13 protein-coding genes are annotated in these 18,035 nt (G+C 30.6%); all 13 read right to left on the bottom strand.

Annotation, left to right across the window (positions count from 1 at the left end; all coding sequences use genetic code 11):
- Positions 1-107: 107 nt before the first annotated feature.
- Positions 108-734 carry a hypothetical protein gene (locus Q428_RS02820; RefSeq protein ID WP_035377976.1) on the bottom strand — a complete coding sequence of 209 codons (627 nt, stop codon included), beginning with the start codon at positions 732-734 and terminating at the stop codon, positions 108-110.
- Positions 735-770: 36 nt separating this feature from the next.
- A complete protein-coding gene (locus Q428_RS02815; RefSeq protein ID WP_035378021.1) occupies positions 771-1,727 on the bottom strand; it encodes a DevR family CRISPR-associated autoregulator in 957 nt (318 codons plus the stop codon).
- Positions 1,728-1,749: 22 nt separating this feature from the next.
- Positions 1,750-3,591, bottom strand: a complete 1,842-nt coding sequence (locus tag Q428_RS02810; RefSeq protein ID WP_035377974.1) for a hypothetical protein — start codon at positions 3,589-3,591, stop codon at positions 1,750-1,752.
- Between the two features lie 9 nt (positions 3,592-3,600).
- Positions 3,601-6,039, bottom strand: coding sequence for a CRISPR-associated helicase/endonuclease Cas3 (locus tag Q428_RS02805; RefSeq protein WP_035377970.1), 2,439 nt, complete (start codon positions 6,037-6,039; stop codon positions 3,601-3,603).
- A gap of 44 nt (positions 6,040-6,083) precedes the next feature.
- Positions 6,084-6,836: a CRISPR-associated endoribonuclease Cas6 gene (gene cas6 / locus Q428_RS02800; RefSeq protein ID WP_035377969.1), complete on the bottom strand. Its 753-nt coding sequence runs from the start codon at positions 6,834-6,836 to the stop codon at positions 6,084-6,086.
- Between the two features lie 235 nt (positions 6,837-7,071).
- The gene (locus Q428_RS02795) at positions 7,072-11,346 is read right to left on the bottom strand and encodes a 2-hydroxyacyl-CoA dehydratase (RefSeq protein ID WP_035377968.1); all 4,275 of its coding nucleotides are present in this window, start codon (positions 11,344-11,346) and stop codon (positions 7,072-7,074) included.
- A gap of 257 nt (positions 11,347-11,603) precedes the next feature.
- A complete protein-coding gene (locus Q428_RS02790; RefSeq protein ID WP_051514853.1) occupies positions 11,604-12,866 on the bottom strand; it encodes a DEAD/DEAH box helicase in 1,263 nt (420 codons plus the stop codon).
- Between the two features lie 194 nt (positions 12,867-13,060).
- Positions 13,061-13,888 carry a DegV family protein gene (locus tag Q428_RS02785; protein ID WP_035377966.1) on the bottom strand — a complete coding sequence of 276 codons (828 nt, stop codon included), beginning with the start codon at positions 13,886-13,888 and terminating at the stop codon, positions 13,061-13,063.
- A 67-nt stretch (positions 13,889-13,955) separates the two neighbouring features.
- Positions 13,956-14,771 carry a pyrroline-5-carboxylate reductase gene (proC, locus tag Q428_RS02780; RefSeq protein ID WP_035377965.1) on the bottom strand — a complete coding sequence of 272 codons (816 nt, stop codon included), beginning with the start codon at positions 14,769-14,771 and terminating at the stop codon, positions 13,956-13,958.
- 114 nt (positions 14,772-14,885) lie between these two features.
- Complete coding sequence (locus Q428_RS02775; protein ID WP_035377964.1) at positions 14,886-15,602, bottom strand: lysophospholipid acyltransferase family protein; 717 nt, start codon at positions 15,600-15,602, stop codon at positions 14,886-14,888.
- A gap of 216 nt (positions 15,603-15,818) precedes the next feature.
- Entirely contained in the window at positions 15,819-17,291 is a 1,473-nt protein-coding gene (locus tag Q428_RS02770; protein ID WP_035377963.1) for a DUF445 family protein, read from the bottom strand.
- A gap of 106 nt (positions 17,292-17,397) precedes the next feature.
- The gene (locus tag Q428_RS14775; RefSeq protein ID WP_161633580.1) at positions 17,398-17,565 is read right to left on the bottom strand and encodes a 4Fe-4S dicluster domain-containing protein; all 168 of its coding nucleotides are present in this window, start codon (positions 17,563-17,565) and stop codon (positions 17,398-17,400) included.
- 92 nt (positions 17,566-17,657) lie between these two features.
- The gene (locus tag Q428_RS02760) at positions 17,658-17,993 is read right to left on the bottom strand and encodes a putative heavy metal-binding protein (RefSeq protein WP_035377962.1); all 336 of its coding nucleotides are present in this window, start codon (positions 17,991-17,993) and stop codon (positions 17,658-17,660) included.
- Between the last annotated feature and the right edge of the window lie 42 nt (positions 17,994-18,035).

The following is an 18,035-nucleotide window of genomic DNA, read 5'->3' as shown; positions in this document are numbered from 1 at the left end:
TTTGCTGCCTTTAATTTAACAATCATATTTCAATTATAATGGTTGTTAACTATTCTATATTTCTTCTATATAAGGTAAAATTTTTATTTGCTTTAATTTGTTGATAATTAAAACAAAAATATTTTTGTATCTCTCATCGCCTTGCTTTCCGAATAATTACTAATATTTTCAAATTTTGCTTCATGTGAAAAATCATCCATTTTTATTAATATTTTTTTCTTATTATCATCTATTGATTCTTTTGTAAACAGATAACAATATCCATCTGGTAATTCATCAGTATATGAATTATAACAAGAATATTGAAAAAAGCTTCCTCTCTTACCAAAATAGTTTATCCTCATTAACAATAACTTTAAGAATTTCTCTTCGCTTTCATTATTAGTTTTAAAAGCTATTTTTACTGTGTCATTGTAATATATATACTCCCTAAATGCAACTGTAGGTTGAAAAGCTTTCCCATTTTCTTTTACTTTAGGTTCTTTTTGAATTTTTACAAAGCTATTATTTATACAAAAATATTGTGGTAAATTAAATAATATTTCTAAATCTCTAATTAATTCAAATTTTTCTAACGCCAAGTCTAATGAAAAAAATGTAATGCAAGCATTTATTAGAGCCATTTTTACTGAATAAGGTGAAGGAGAAATAAGAGTTTTAGCTGCTGGATTAGTGGCTTCACTTTTTCTTAAAGAAAATAATGATGTAGGTCTATATACTACTTCAAGCCACATGTTTACCCCCTCCTTTCATATCAATCATAACTTAACTTACTTCAATTTATATGGCTCATAATTATTTATAAGCTCAGCCATAATCTGTGTGAATTCTGACATATTATTAAATTGTTTAATCTCAATTATTTCTTTATTAATTAAATTTATGTTCTCGGCAACTTCTGTAATCTGTTCTATATAATTAGAATTTATCGGGCTTATTGTTGGTGCTGGTACAGTACTGGTTGAAATAGAAATAATACCTTTAAATGAAGTAATATGTGGATTTTGTGTATTTCTCAATGCACCTTCAGGTTTAACAAAAGTATATAATAAGGACTCCATAAAGGCCTTGTATCTATTTTTCCTTTCCTCATCACCGATAGGATATTCTCGAGTAATTTCATTATATCCTATTCTGTATATATCAAAATTGGATACTAAAGCATATATCCCAGAATTTGCAGGTCTATAAATTACATTTTGTCCCTGATTAGATGATTCATCACCAATCTGTTCTCCGGCATTGGGAACAAGTTTTACATGAAAATAAGTCTCAGTCTTTACTTTGTTGGGTAACCCAACTAGCCATCCAAACTCTGCACAGGATTTTCTAGGAAGGTTTTTATTATTATTTGTGATTAAAATCCCTTCCATGTCATCAATAATACATTTCTCAATAAGCATGTCTAATATTTCTTCATTTTTCTTATCTATTGTTATTTTCGTAAACTCATCATCTCCGCTTATTCTGTTAGCATTAAAAACCTTACATTTTTCACAAAGTGGAAGTCCTTTTTCTTTAGCAATATTATATAAATGTCTAGCTTGTATATGCTTCACCATATCTCCACTTACGGCATTAACAGTATATATTTTCCCATTTTCATCAACTATAGTCACTTGCCTTGTTAATGTTTGGTTTCCTTCACCACCTTCATTATTTAATGAATGAAGATTTAACCCTAACTCACCATTAATCGAAATTGAAGCTATTGTTTTTTGAACCATATAATTAACCTCCCCACATAAATCATTCATTTGATACATCCTCTATTTCACTATCTTCTTTACCGTCCTTTTTTCTGTCTAAGGAATAACCATATGCACACAACATTTTTCCGATAAGTGATGAATCTTCAAATTCATCAATCAATTTTACTATGTCTTCTAAATCTTGCTGCTTTATTGTTGTTCTGCGTATTCCTTTATTTTTCTCTGCATATCTAGCAGTTTCTTGATTATACGAAACAATAAATTCAGATAGATATGTAATTAATTCATCCTTATATGCTGATTTTCTTATTAGATTTTGAGCTAATCCATATTTTATATCAAAATTCTGTTTACCATGAGATTTAGCATATTGTTCTGATATGGTTGAAGCTCTTATTGCCTTAGCAATATTTTTAAAACCTTCATTTTCAAAAATATCACTAAATTTTTTATCATATTTCATTAGAAACACCTCCATATTCTTTTGAGTAAAAGGTTTAACAAAATAATTTTCCTTTGATATCTGCTGCATTAAAAATGATGAATAAGCTGAAACATAGTTAAAGAAATAGTTTATGTCAGCTGTTGTTAAAAACATTCTGTAATCCTGAAGCAGTGGTATAATACTTCCTGTCTCATCCTGTTTGTTTAAGGAAATTTTTATATTGTTTATTATATTTAAATGTTCATCAATAATACTTAACCAATCATCCGCATCCTTAGAAGATTCTAACTCGATAAAGCCAGGTAACTCTAAATATGAGATATTTACTGGCGAACTGGCATTACCCATATTTTTAAAATAAACTGAATAAAGACCTTTTACCTCGTCTTTTGGTCTATATTTTCTCCTGTAAGCACTTGCTTTTTCCACTACAGAGCTATGGTATTTTATTAATTGCTTTGTTATAAGTAGTATTGAATTAATATCTAGTTTTATTGATGTATATCCTTTTAGATTAGTTTTGAATTCATTAAATATTGCTTTTTTCTTTTCTATATCCCAGTTAAATTTATTAACATCAAAAACATATATTTTATTATCAGAATCCTTACTTGATACTTTTACTTGTTTCATTATCATGCTATTATAACTGCCTAGAATCTTCATACATTCATTTAACCAAAAACCATCCTTAGCTTTTGGTGTAATTCCATTCGCCTTACTGGAATGTGCTCCTTTGACCATTGAAGGATTATATAATTGTAAGCTGGCTGCCTCTTTTATATCTACTAGCACTTTATTCTTTTTATATTGATTTAATTTCTTTTTAATAATATCCCTGTTTTCATCAGGTGTTTTATATAGTTCCAAAATGCAATCCACTAATACTTTGAAATTTTCTTTATTTCTAAACAAATTTATGTATATATTTTTATACGTATCAATAGCCTTAAGAATACTTACACTCATTATTACATCCCAATCATTTCTAGGCTTATCTTCATATTCTTTTATCTTTTTATCAAATTGATTTAGAGTACTCTCTGTTTCTGGGTTTTCTTTTTTTCTTGCTTCATTTTTTTGCTGATTGATACTTTTAACAAATTCACTATATTTCTTATTTCTTATCTTTTCTTCTTCAATGTCAATATAGTTTGTTATTTCTTTTTCAATATTATCATTATCTAATATGTCTTTATCTTTTTGTTTCTCTTTTTTCTCTTTTGTTTTTAAATAAGGAAATATATCAAAATAAGTTATTTCTACTCGTTGTGGATTATTTACAGTAATTTCATAATACATTCCCTTATCCTCTATAAATACTTTACTTTCACTTGAATTTATTTTAGTTAATAATTCTGCTAGCCCATAAGTTTCTAATGTATTAGAGTAAGTTCCACTATCTTTCAGAACATAATATTTCTCATCTACCATTCTTTTTTATCACCTCTCTTTAAAATCAAATGATTTTTGGTCGCATATTCTGAGTATCCTTGAAGATATAAAATAAAGCAGTGCTTCAAAATTTGACTTAATTTTTGAAAATGAAATAACATCTTCATTTCTAAATTCACATTTATCAAAACTAAATAATATTTCATCACTAAAATCTATTTTTTTCACTATTGAAGGACAATACTTTTTCAAAAGTTTCTCTATTAACTCTCTACCATCTTTAATAATCTTATATTTTTCAGACGAAAAATTGTATATAGAATGATGTTTTACAATGGTATTTAAGATAACTTTTCCTATTTCTTCGCCTTCTTCAAAAATCTGCTCAACTAAGGCAAATCCAACAATTGCTCCTATTCCTGCATGATTAGGTAGCTGTATCTTTTTATCATACTCTGGATTAAAATCAGTATGTGCTAAAATTTCTCCAGTATTATATTTGTTATTTTTACTTTGATAACTTCTTACTGCTGCTTGCCATTTTTCATTTAGTTTCCCATAGTCATGTATTATGATTATAAATTTAATTATTTCATCAATATTAAAATCAACTTTATATTTTTGTTCTATCTTTTTTGATATATAGCTTATTTCATCTTTAAAATATTCCTCGTATACCTTAATCATGAGTTCAATATGTTCAATATAAGTATCTTTAGTTATAATAAAATTCTTTTTATTATCATTTTTCACTAACTTATAGGATTGTTTTTCTCCTATTCCCTGAAAATTCAGTCCTATTTCTTCGTCATAAAAGACATATTTAGAATTAAGTATTAGTATATTCTCATTTTTTAATCTTATATCATTTACCCCTACAGATATATAACTATACTTACCCCAAAAATCATCATCAAAATTTGATTCTACAATAACTTTAATAATCCAATCATCATCATATTCTTTCTCAATATCTTTAAGCTTAGAAAGTAATGAATAGCGATTAATTGAAATCATCTCATATATATATGGATCACTTATTTCATTAGTATTAGATGATATTAGAACATTTACTGAATCTATCTGCCTGATTAATCTACTTGCATAGCTTCTTTCTGGCTTTAACCAGCAGCTGATTATTTCTTCAAATCTATTTATTTGATTTTCATTAATAGAGTTAAATTCTTTTAGTTCCTTTTTCATCAATATATCATTTATTAATTCCTGACTCTTAAAATAATCCAAATTTTGTCTTTCTCCTAATCTCATCAAATTGTTATATGTATCCATGCACAATTCAAAATCATAGGGTAAATATGAATTATTTTTCTCTTCACCATTATTTTTAATATTTTTAACATCATATACAAAGATTAATCCCTTTTCTATTACTCCATTTTCTCCACCATAACGCACACATCTACCTATCCTTTGAAGAAAAGAGTTAATTGGTGAAATTTCTGTATGCATAACTTCACAACTGATATCAATTCCAACTTCAATAACCTGAGTTGCAACTAGAATTGCATTTTCATTACTATTTTTACTAAAATATTTTTTTATAAGCTCTTCTTTTTCTCTCCTATCCTGTGAAAAAAATTGTGAATGAATACATGTTAATTGAGTATTTTTCAACAACTGATTTTTTTCCTTTTCCTTTTTAAGATTCAAATATACTTCTTTACAACTATCAACTGTATTACAAATAATTATTGACTTTTTTTTATGCTCTTTAACTATATTCTCTATATTTATTGCTTCTTTTTTAACTATAACATTCCTGATTTTATTCACTTGACTTCCAATATTAGTTATCTCTTCTGGGCTAATAAAAATTTTTTCAGCATTTAATTTCTTACTATAGTTATCAAGTAGCTCATCTGAAAGTGTTGCTGTCATTAAACAAAATGGAGTTATATCACTTATTTTGTTTAGTATATTGTATAGTGTAGATAATGCCCGTCCTACTTCTAATAAATGAAATTCATCAAAAACTAAATACGAAGTGAAAATCACTCCTGGATTTATATTACCTTGATTTATAGATAAGGAAAGTGGTATTGATAATAAAGAACTAAGACTTTGATCAATTGTAGTAAATATTATATCTCCTTCAAGCAAATAAGGATCTTGATTATTCTCTCCTGTTTGTATAGTAACCTTTGGCTTTCTTTTGAAAATGCTATCTATTCTGTTTATTTTTTCATTTACTTCACTATATAAACTATTAGCTAATACTCTTAATGGCAAACTATATATTAATTTTCGTGGGAAATTAATCCCTTTATAGCATGAGTATAAATATGGCATTATGCTCGCCCATGTCTTTCCAGATCCTGTTGGGGCCTGCATAATGACATTTTTATTATTTAATAATTTCTCTGCAATACTAATTTGAAATTTATATGGATAAAACCCTGTAATAATTTTAAAAAAATCTTTATATTCCTGTAAATTTAACCCACAATCTGTAGTTTTAAGATCCATCTTTATATGCACCTCTATTTAAGCAATTATTTAATTTATTATATTTAATATGTATTTATTATCTCCACCATACCACACCCCATGCTATTTTTACTTCCATACCCTGCATCATATCCCATTAAAATTAACTCCTCGCTTCCACTAACTTCAAAAGTTGCCATATAGCCTTTGATAAAACTGTTCTTAATATTGATTCTCTTCCCTCTTTTATACTTATCTTTATCTAACATATTGATATCTAAATTCAAATTTTTAGGAAGACTTTTATATAATGCAAAATATTTCTTTATAAGATTGTTTTTTAAATTCTCTTTAAATTTTTCATTATCTATTGATAAAAATATCTGTTTAAATTCACCATTGATAATTTCACCTGAATTTACCACAATAGGTGAAAGACTTTTAAAAATTGTTCTTTCTTTTAACTTTATCTGTTCTAGAACTTCTACATTTTCTACCAAAAACTCAACTCCACCAATATTAATTTTTTCTTCATTCAAAAGTGCTTGGGCAAAATATAATATAAATTCATTTATAGGCGAACTTACATACCAATTTACACAATCTAAAAATGTAACATAAGTACCATCTATCTTATACCTCTCACAAAACAATTGTGAAAAAGTAAAAAGTTTAAATTTTTTCCCTGATGCTTCAAACCCTTCTTCATGAAGCATTTTTGCAAAATTTTTGTTACCTTTATTTAAAAAACTATAACACAGTGATGATAAATAATAGTTATAGTTAATATTCATCGCTTTATTCTTTATTGGTTTTATCGTAATTCTCAATCTCATAATACCCACCTTTGTAATATTTCTGTAATATTATATATTAGACATTCATTAACAAAATCCTTCATAATTTTAACTAAAATGTAAATTTTATCATAACTTTCATTTTAGCTACTCATAATTCAGATTAATACCCCTAATCATATATTTTTATACAGCAATTTACATTTATTATTAATTTTAGTTATAAAAAATCTCAGTTATTTATGTCAATAATAAATAACTGAGATTTTTTAAATCACTCCCTAGTACTTGCAACTTCTAGCAAATTAGTGTCTTCCTGAGTATCTTTGTTCATATTCTTAAATGCAACGGACATCATTAATTTTATTCTGTTCAGCTGGTTAACCTGACTTGCTCCTGGGTCATAGTCAACTGCTGAGATATTAGCCTTTGAATATCTACGTTTAAGTTCCTTAATCATGCCCTTTCCACAGACATGATTAGGCAGACATGCAAAGGGCTGTAAACATAAAATATTTGGAACACCGCTTTCAATAAGTTCAAGCATTTCTGCTGTTAAGAACCATCCCTCTCCAGTCTGATTACCTATAGATAATATATCTGAAGCCATTTCTGCCAGATGCTCAATTGATTTTGGTGCTTCAAATCTTTTACTTGATGCAAGGGCCTTTTTCATCTCTTTTCTGTAAAACTCAATTACCTTTATAGCCAGTTTTCCAAATATCTGTGACCTTTTGCTTCCTGATAAGTGAGTATATTTAAAATCTGCATCATATGCACTATACAATAAAAAGTCTGTTAAATCAGGAACAACTGCCTCTGCTCCCTCTTCCTCAATAATTTTTACAACATCATTATTTGCCATAGGATGAAATTTAACCAGTATTTCACCAACAACTCCAACCCTCGGCTTTTTAATATCTTTTATCTCGATGTTGTCAAAATCAGAAACTATTTGCCATATATTTCTGTTAAATTCATTTAACTTTCCATTTCTTATAGATTCTTTACACTTTTGTACCCATTTTTCATGAAGCATATTTGTTGAACCCGGTATCTTTTCATATGGTCTTACCCTGTAGACAACTCTCATAAATAGATCCCCATAAATTAAAGCCATTAACGCCCTGTTTAACAGTGGCATGGTTACTTTAAAACCTGGATTTTTCTCAAGTCCAACAGCATTTAATGATATTACTGGTATCTTTTCAAATCCAGCATCCTTTAAAGCTTTTCTTAAGAAACCTATATAATTTGTTGCCCTGCATCCTCCCCCAGTCTGGGAAATCATTACCGAAACATTATTTAAATCATACTTTCCTGATTTTAAAGCAGCAATTATTTGTCCAATAACAATAATGGATGGATAGCAGGCGTCATTATTTACATACTTCAGTCCTTCTTCTATACAGCTTCTGTCAGTAGAACCAAGTACCTCGAAATTGTATCCTGAAACGCTGAAGGCTTCCTGCAATAATTCAAAATGTATAGGAGACATCTGTGGTGCAAGGATTGTATGTGCTTTTTTCATTTCCTTTGTAAAAATTATTCTCTCACTATTTTCCCCTGTTTTCCTTGGCTTAAATCCTAAATTATCCCTTTCCTCAAGGGCAGCCTTTAATGAACGGAGACGAATTTTTACAGCTCCTAGATTATTCCCTTCATCTATCTTTAAAACAGTATATATTTTTTCATATGCTGCCAATATCTCATTTACCTGATCAGTTGTTACAGCATCAAGGCCGCAACCAAAGGAATTTAGTTGTATCAGCTCAAGATTATGCTGCTTAGCCACAAAGGATGCTGCTGCATAAAGTCTTGAATGGTAAACCCACTGATCCACAACCCTTAAAGGCCTTTCAACCTCACCGAGATGTGCCACAGAATCCTCAGTTAGCACAGCCATATCTAAAGAGGTTATTAAATCAGGAATACCATGATTAATCTCTGGATCAACATGGTAGGGGCGTCCTGCAAGAACAATTCCTCTTTTTCCTGTCCTTTCAAGGTAATCTAAAACCTCCTCACCCTTTTTTCTTATATCATCCCTGTATTTCTCCTGTTCAGCCCAAGCCTTTTCAGCTGCAGACACAATCTCACTTTGTGGAATATTAAAAACCTGAAATTCTTCAACCAGTCTCTTTATTAATCTCTTTTTATCATCTATTGGTAAAAAGGGATTTAAAAATTTAATATTTCGTTCCTTCAACTCATCTACATTGTTCTTAATAACCTCCGGATAAGAAGTTACAATAGGACAGTTGTAGTGATTATTAGCCTCTTCCTGTTCTTTCCTTTCAAAAGGAATACATGGATAAAATATAAAATCAACCTTCTTATTAATCAAATTCATTATATGTCCATGAACAATCTTTGCAGGATAGCAAGCAGTATCTGAAGGAATAGTGTCTATACCCATTTCATAAATTCTCTTTGTTGATCTATCTGAGATTTCAACTCTAAATCCTAATTCATTAAAGAAAGTAAACCAAAGGGGATAATTCTCGTAAATATTAAGAACCCTTGGGATACCAACAATACCCCTCTTGGCATCCTCTTTTCTTAAAGGTTTATATAAAAATGCTCTTTTATATTTAAAATCAAAAAGATTCGGCACGTCCTTAGTTTTTAAATCTATTCCTAAAGCCCTCTCACATCTGTTTCCAGAAATAAATTTTCTTTCTCCATCAAAATTGGTAACGGTTAAAAGACAGTTGTTTCCGCACAAACCACATCTTCTGATATCCTGATTAAATTCAAATTCATCTAATTTTTCAATGTTTATAATGCTGCTCTTTTTTGCTTTGTCACATTTATCCCTTGCTATCAGTGCTGCTCCAAATGCTCCCATTAATCCTGCTATATCTGGTCTTACAGCTTCTCTGCCAGAGATAATCTCAAAACTTCTTAAAACTGCATCATTATTAAATGTCCCGCCTTGAACTATTATTTTTTCTCCAAGTTCCTTTGGATCCTTTATTTTAATTACCTTATATAAGGCGTTCTTTATAACCGAATAGGAAAGCCCTGCAGATATATCCCCAACAGTTGCACCTTCCTTCTGTGCCTGTTTAACCTTAGAATTCATAAACACTGTACATCTTGAACCCAAATCAACAGGCTGTTTTGCAAATAACGCCTCCCTTGCAAAATCTTCAACTCCAAAATTCAGTGATTTTGCAAAGGTTTCAATAAAAGAACCACAACCTGAAGAACATGCTTCATTTAAAAGTATGTTATCAATTACACCATTTTTTATTCTCAGGCATTTCATATCCTGACCGCCAATATCCAGTATAAAATCAACACCCTTTAGGAAAAACTCAGCTGCTTTGTAATGAGCAACAGTTTCAATTTCTCCAATATCTATAAAAAGACCTGCCTTTAATAATTCTTCTCCATAACCTGTTACTGCTGAGTTTTTAATTACTGCATCCTTAGGCAGTTTACTGTATAAATCCTTCAATATTTTTATAGTTGATTTTAAAGGACTTCCCCCATTACTTCCATAATATGAGTATAGAAGTTGTCCATCTTCATCTATTAAAACCGCCTTTGTTGTTGTAGAACCTGCATCTATTCCAAGATAACAATCACCACTATATGTCGATAAATCTCTGCGTTTTACTGAATTTTTCCCATGTCTTTCTTTAAAACTTATATACTCATCTTCACTCTCAAATAATGGCCCTAAAAGCTCCACTTCATCTGAAACTTCATTTTTACTATTTATCAATTTATTTTCTAAAACCTCAAATTTAGTTTCTTTCCCTGATACTGAAGAAATAGCTGCACCTATTGCAACGAATAACTGAGAATTCTCAGGAAAAATAACCTCGTCTTCCCTTAAATTTAAAGTCTCAATAAATCTTTGTCTTAACTCTGATAGGAAATATAATGGACCACCTAAAAAAGCCACTTTACCTTTTATTGGTTTACCACAGGCAAGTCCTCCAATAGTCTGATTAACAACAGCCTGAAAAACAGATGCTGCTATATCTTCCTTTCTTGCTCCTTGATTTAGCAAAGGCTGAATGTCTGTCTTTGCAAAAACTCCGCATCTTGATGCAATAGGATAAATAACCTCATGTTTCTTTGCTAGTTCATTTAAACCCATTGCATCTGTCTGAAGAAGTACAGCCATCTGATCAATAAATGCTCCAGTTCCTCCTGCACAGGTACCATTCATTCTTTGATCGATAGTCCCATCAAAATAAGTTATTTTTGCATCTTCACCACCAAGTTCAATTGCAACATCAGTTTCCTTTGCCAAAGTTTCTATGGTTTTTGTACATGCCACTACCTCCTGAATAAATGGTACTCCAAGCCACTTTGACACTGATAAACCACCTGAACCTGTGACCATCATCGTTATGTTTTCATAGGGAAAATTTTCCTTTGCTTCACAGAGCATCCGACTTAAAGTATTCTTTATGTCCGAATAGTGTCTTTGGTATCTGCTATATTTAATATTATAGTTACTGTCTATAACAACAAGTTTTATAGTTGTTGAGCCAACGTCTAATCCACAGTATATTTTTTTGTGCATATAAAGACCTACTTTCTTAATAATGTAGTTTTATACTTTAAGCTTATTCCAATAGATTAATTTTAGTACAAGTCTGTTTATGTAACAACTTTTCAAAATAAAGGAAACAACAACATTAAAGCTTATTTTATATTTTTATCCTAAATTATATCCATTTATCTTATTTACGCTTTATTTAAATTAACTTTCCTTCAATTCTTGTATAAAAAATTTTAAAAACACCGAGGAACAAACTTCATCGGTGTTTTTTGTAAGGTTTATTTCTTTTTTGATTTTCCTTTAGATGAGGTAAAAATATCCTCCATAGTTATCTTATACTTTTTTCTTCTACTGTTCTGTCTTGATGAAAAGGGTTTTTTGCCTCTGCTGCTATCCAATTCATAACTTGCTTCTTCAAACTTAAATTCATCTTCAATAACCCTTTTTTCAAGTTTTTTGTTTATTCCCTTCTCAATTAAATCTAAATATTTCTTATCCTTTGGAGTACACAAAGTTATTGCTTTTCCTGTCTCACCTGCACGTCCTGTTCTTCCAATTCTATGGATATATGTCTCAACATCATGTGGAATATCATAACTGAAAACATGTGAAACACCTTCTATATCCAGTCCCCTTGCAGCAATATCAGTTGCAACAAGATATTGTATTTTTGCTTCTCTGAATTTTTTCATAACCTGTGAGCGTTTATTCTGAGAAAGATCTCCATGAATCTCATCAGTGAGATATCCCCTTGAAATCATCTTTTCATTTAACTCTTGTGCTGTTGTTTTTGTTCCACAGAATATTATGGCAAGGTATGGATTATACTCCTCTAATAAATCAAAAAAAGCCTTTTCTTTGTTTCGCTCTGAAGTTTCAACAATAGTCTGTTCAATCTCTTCCAATGTAACTGTTTTAGTTTTTATCCTTATTTCTTCTGGTTTTCTCATATATTTTGAGCATATTGAGCGAATTCCCTTTGGGATTGTTGCAGAAAAAAGCATTGTCTGCTTTAGCTTAGGTGTCGCTTGTATAATAATTTCCACTTCCTCCATAAATCCCATTTGAAGTATAGTATCAGCTTCATCTATTACAAGGGTATTTAAGCCTCCAAAATTAAGGGTTCTTCTCTTTAGATGATCTAATATTCTTCCTGGGGTTCCAACTACTATATGTACATTACCATCAAGTTTTTTAAGCTGTCTGTCAACATCCTGACCACCAAAAACAGAAAGCACCTTTGCGTCATTTACAGTTGATAGTTTTTTTGCTTCTTCTGCTATCTGCATTGCCAATTCCCTTGTAGGAGATATAATCAATGCCTGAACATAAGGAAGTTTTGGGTTTATTTTCTGAATTATAGGAAGCAAAAATGCAAGGGTTTTTCCTGTTCCTGTCTGTGCCTCTCCAATTACATCCTTTCCCTTTAAAATAAGGGGAATAGTCTGCTCCTGAATTGGCATAGGTTTAGTTATTCCATTTTTCTTCAATATGTCTGTTAAATTTTCCTTTATACCTAACTGTAAAAAGTTATCTGCCATTATTTAACCGCCCTTCTTTTCAGTATATATTGCTTAATATTATTATCTCTTATAATCTATGTTTAAATCACTTCTTTAAATTATGTCATCACAACTTTTAAAGTGTATACCAAAATTTACTTAAAATCAATATAAATTTTCATGTAAAAAGCAGCTGAATAGCTGCTTTAAACTTAAATTTATTCTATACACAATCACCAGATATAACATAGACCTATAGTTTCAGGCCCAAGATGAGAACCAATTACTGGTCCTACCTCATATATTGTAACTTCAGCATCTTTAAATTTTTCCTCTAAAATAGCCTTAACCCTGTTTGCTTCTTCCATGTTTAATACCTGACCAATGCTTATTTTCTTTACATCATCTGGTATCTTTGAAATCATCATTTCAATGGCCTTATTTTTTCCCCTTACCTTTTCAACAGGAATCAACAGCCCATCTACAAGTCCAATTATGGGTTTTATGTTTAAAAGAGTACCAACAAGAGCCTTTGCCCCTGAAAGCCTTCCTCCTCTTTTCATATATTCAAGACTTCCAACTGTTAAGTGAATTCCCATCCTTGTTTTTTGATCTTCAATTGCCTTAATTATTTCTTCCCTTGTTTTTCCTTCCTTTGCAAGGTCAACAGCAATTTCAGCTAAAAATCTATGCACTGCAACTGCACTCTCAGAATCAATCACTGTAATTTTATCTGGTGCCACCATTTCTGCTGCCAGTTTAGCACAATTATATGTTCCGCTAAGTTTAGATGAAAAGGTTAAAGTTATAACTTCCTCTCCATTATCAACTGCATCCTGAAATACTTTAACAAATGCTCCAACTGGAGGTTGAGAAGTTACGGGGAAATCTGTAGAGTTTTTCAGCTTGTTATAAAATTCCTCAAACTCACCGGGAAATCCTTCATCTTTAGTTACTCCGCCAAATTCTACCTTCAATTGAACTACATCTATATTATTTTCTGATACATATTCTTTTGTAAAATACGCTGTACTATCCACAACGACTCTTATCTTAGCCACATTATCCCCCCTTAATTAAAGTATATTTCTTATCAATTGGTATTATTATCTGGTACAAAATTCATCTTCACTTATTGCTGTTAGACATTTTTATTGCCTTCTCTGTGCAGCTCTCCATTGCTGATATTATTGTACCTCTGAAATTATTCTTTTCTAAAGTATATATAGCTTCTATAGTAGTCCCTCCAGGTGAGCAGACACTATCCTTTAATTCCCCTGGATGTTTTCCTGTTTCTAAAACCATCTTGGCTGCACCTAATACTGCCTGTGCTGCTAGCTTGTACGCTTTTTCCCTAGGTATTCCCCTAAGTACTCCTCCATCAGCTAGTGCTTCAATAAACATATATACATATGCTGGTGAAGAACCACTTATAGAAGGTATTGCGTCCATAAGCCTTTCTTCAATTATTTCTGTTTTTCCGAAGCTTTCAAATATCTTTACTATGGTAGCAAGTTCTTCACTTGAAACAATGTAATTTCCACAGATAGCACTCATTGCTTCTCCAACAAGTGCTGGAGTATTTGGCATTGTTCTAACTATTTTAATATCCCTTTCAAAATAACTCTCCATAGTTTCTATTGTTATTCCTGCAGCAATGGAAACAATAATAACATCTTTTTTAACACTATTTTTTATCTGGCAAATTATTTCCTTATATTTATTGGGTTTTACAGCTAGAAAAAGTATATCTGAAAAATCCGCTACCTCCAGATTATTGTTTGTTGTTCTGACTTCATACTTATCTCTGACAAAGTCTAAAGATTTATTACTAGGATTACTAGCCATTATATTTTCAGGTGAAACAAGCTTTGAATTAACTATACCTCCTATTATTGCCTTTGCCATATTGCCGCAGCCTATAAATCCTATGTTTTTATCCATTTAATATCCTCCCATCGCTTCACCAAAAAAGGAGCATTCCATGCTCCATAAAATATGCAAAAAATTTGTTTACAAATATTATATATTAATTAGGTAGATAATTAAAGTCATTAATTACTTTAAAGCAGATGTAATAGTTTCCTTTATTTTATCTGGTAATTCATTTAATTCTTCCTTTGATAGCCCACTTGTATAAACAGGAGGATGAATAATCAGTTCAACCTCGGCTGGTTTTATTTTATTTTTGTTAGCTTCAAATATCTTGTATGTACCCTTTATTGTAAATGGTACTATTGTGGTTCCTGCCTTGGTTGCCAGTTTTAAGCTTCCAGGCTTAAACTCACCTATTTTATCCCCTTTGCTTCTGGTTCCCTCTGGGAAAATTACCATGGACTGACCTTCTTTTATATATTCTACACCCTGACTTATTGCCTTTAATGATTGCCTTGGGTCTTTTCTATCTATAAATACACATCTCATATATTTCATCCAGTCCCTTACTATAGGAAGCTTCATTATTTCGATTTTTGCAATATAAGCTATTGGTTTATCTATATAGCCTAGAAGCAGAGGAATATCAAAATTGCCCTGATGATTTCCAATAAATACAACCGTTTCATCCTTTGGTATATTTTCATATCCTGTTACCCTAACCTTAGAGCCAGTACAGTCAATCATTTTTTTCCCAAAATTATGGGCAACCCTATGAACTAATTCATATTTTTCATGAATTTTATTTTCTTTCTCGTATTTTTTAACCCTGATTAATGAAGGTATAGTTCCAATCAGAAGGAACAATAAATAAATGGCAACACTTATAGTCCTTATCATAATTCACCTCAAAACAATGATTTGAAAATATTATACTACATAAACGTTGTTGGTAGAAGTTTTTTTAAACAATAACAATAATTTCATTAGGTACTTTCAATCCTTGCTTAAATATAATTTATGCAAGGAATTTTAATTATATCATTATATTAATCCTGCTTTAAAAGGAATTAACGCGGATATCCTGTATTTTCTCCGCGTTAATAAGTATTTTTATCAGAATTGAAGCAATGGAGTTATTATACCAATAATTCCACCTAAAAGAGCACCAAGCCATGTTATTGCCCTTAATTCCTTGCTTGCTATGTCAAGTATTAATTTTTCAGCAAACTCAACATCAAAACTATTTATTCTATCCTCAACTATCTTTGGGATGTCTAAAAGCTCAATGATATCCGTTGATTTTTTATTTATTAAACTAAAAACGTTGTCCCTTAATACATTAACTAATCGATTTCCTATTGGTGTTTCCAATTTTTCAAAAACTATTGCTGATGGCTTGTTCAACAATACGTTAATACCCTTTTCAGTCAGATTTTTTATCTCTATGCCAGTTTTTTCTGAATTAATTACTTCTATAACTTTTCTATCAATAATTTCAGAAACAGCTCCCTTTATAACTACATCCTTTTCCCTGATTTTATCTTCTATTGAGTTAATTAACATTACTCGCATACTCTTATCATTTAAATAATTAACTATGAAATTTTTAATTTCACTTACAACCTGTGATTTCGTTTCGTATGGTATTGAAGAAACAACATCACAAATTTTTTTATTTAATAATTTGTCCATTGAATTTATAAGCATAACTGAAATATTTTTCTGATTTTCCTCTTTAGCTAAGTAATTCTCTGCAAAAACAAGAATCTTGCTGGCTATCATCTCAGGATTCATAAACATCGAAATCATTTTGCCAAAGTTAAGTTCAATAAGATTTATTACTGCATTTTTAAACTTTAGCTGGCTTTCTTCCTGATTCATTATATCTTTTATTGCCTCAGTTATCTCACCACTATGATTATATATGTATACCTTTGCAGTGTTTATAACTACAGATGGTATTACTTCGTTTATGTTTCTTTCATCTAATTCCAAATCCTTTACTTTATCAAGTATAACCATTTCAATTTTTTCACTCAGGTTACCTGATGATGTCGTTTCACCTATAAAATCTGATATTTTATCTTTTAAATGACTTAACTTATCACCTTTTAAAAATTCATCATATGAATTCTCAAAGCTTCCCTTTAGATTTTCTGACAGCAATCTTTGGAATTCTTCTTTTTTTAATAAATTATAGATATAATCTGATGTTTTATCATTAACTAAAGCCCTTATTTTTTCGTAGTCATCCCCTGAAACCTTTTTAAGCTGTTCTTCAATGGTAAGGTTGCTTTCCTTTATACTTGCAATTTTTTCATGTATCCATACCCTTATATGTTTGTTTACGCCTTCACTTTGTAGTGCCTCAGCAAGCATATCTGAAGATAATAAATGGGTTCCTACTGTTTCACCAACACTCCTTGCTATCCTGAATCTCTCCTTTGGTATAAGCCCAGGAGTAAATGGAATTTTAATACCAAATATCCTCTTTTCCTCATAAGGTCTAAAAAGCATTTTAATAGCCAGCCAATTTGTTATATATCCAATTACTGCACCAATAACTACAGGAACTAAAAACTTCATTCTATTCACCCCTCTTTTATTCCTACTTATATAATTATACGACCAATTCCCTTTTTTTCAACAAAAAACTTGTGCAGCATTTTCCTGCTGCACAAGTTTTTTGTTTTTATTCTTGGATTGCGTCGAAAGGACAAGTATTTTTCAAGCAATTGTAACACAACACACATTTATTTTCATCTATGACCGCTTTCCCATTCTCAATTCTTATAGCCTTAAACATACATGCCTTTAAACAGATTTTGCATCCCCTGCAGTTTTCATTAATCCTGACCATATTTCTTCCCCCTTCGAAATTCTTAAAACAATTATACATCAAAGAGGGACAGTCAACAATTGTCTGCTTATTACCTTTAAAAAACAAGCCGATTAATTTTCCTGTTTGTCTTCTATTAAAACTGCTGTTCCTGAAGCAGTTACCATTAACATGCTTCCATGTTGACCTAAAACTTCATAATCAAGATCTACCCCAATAACTGCATTTGCTCCCATTTTCCATGCCCTTTTTTCCATTTCTTCAAGTGCTCTATCCCGAGCCCGTATCAGTTCCTCTTCATAGGTTCCTGATCTTCCACCGAAGAAATCGGATATCCCTGCAAGAAAATCCTTTACAAAATTAACACCTGCTATGATTTCACCACACACAATTCCTTTGTATTCAACTATTCTCTTTCCCTCAATATAAGGAGTTGTGGTAATTATCACAATATCCCTCCCAAAAAATCACCTTAACATATATATATTTAT

It is taken from the genome of Fervidicella metallireducens AeB (genome assembly GCF_000601455.1).
Lineage (GTDB): Bacteria > Bacillota > Clostridia > Clostridiales > Caloramatoraceae > Fervidicella > Fervidicella metallireducens.
The sequence above is the reverse complement of the archived record's forward strand: the minus strand, read 5'-3'. Positions and strand labels throughout refer to the sequence as shown.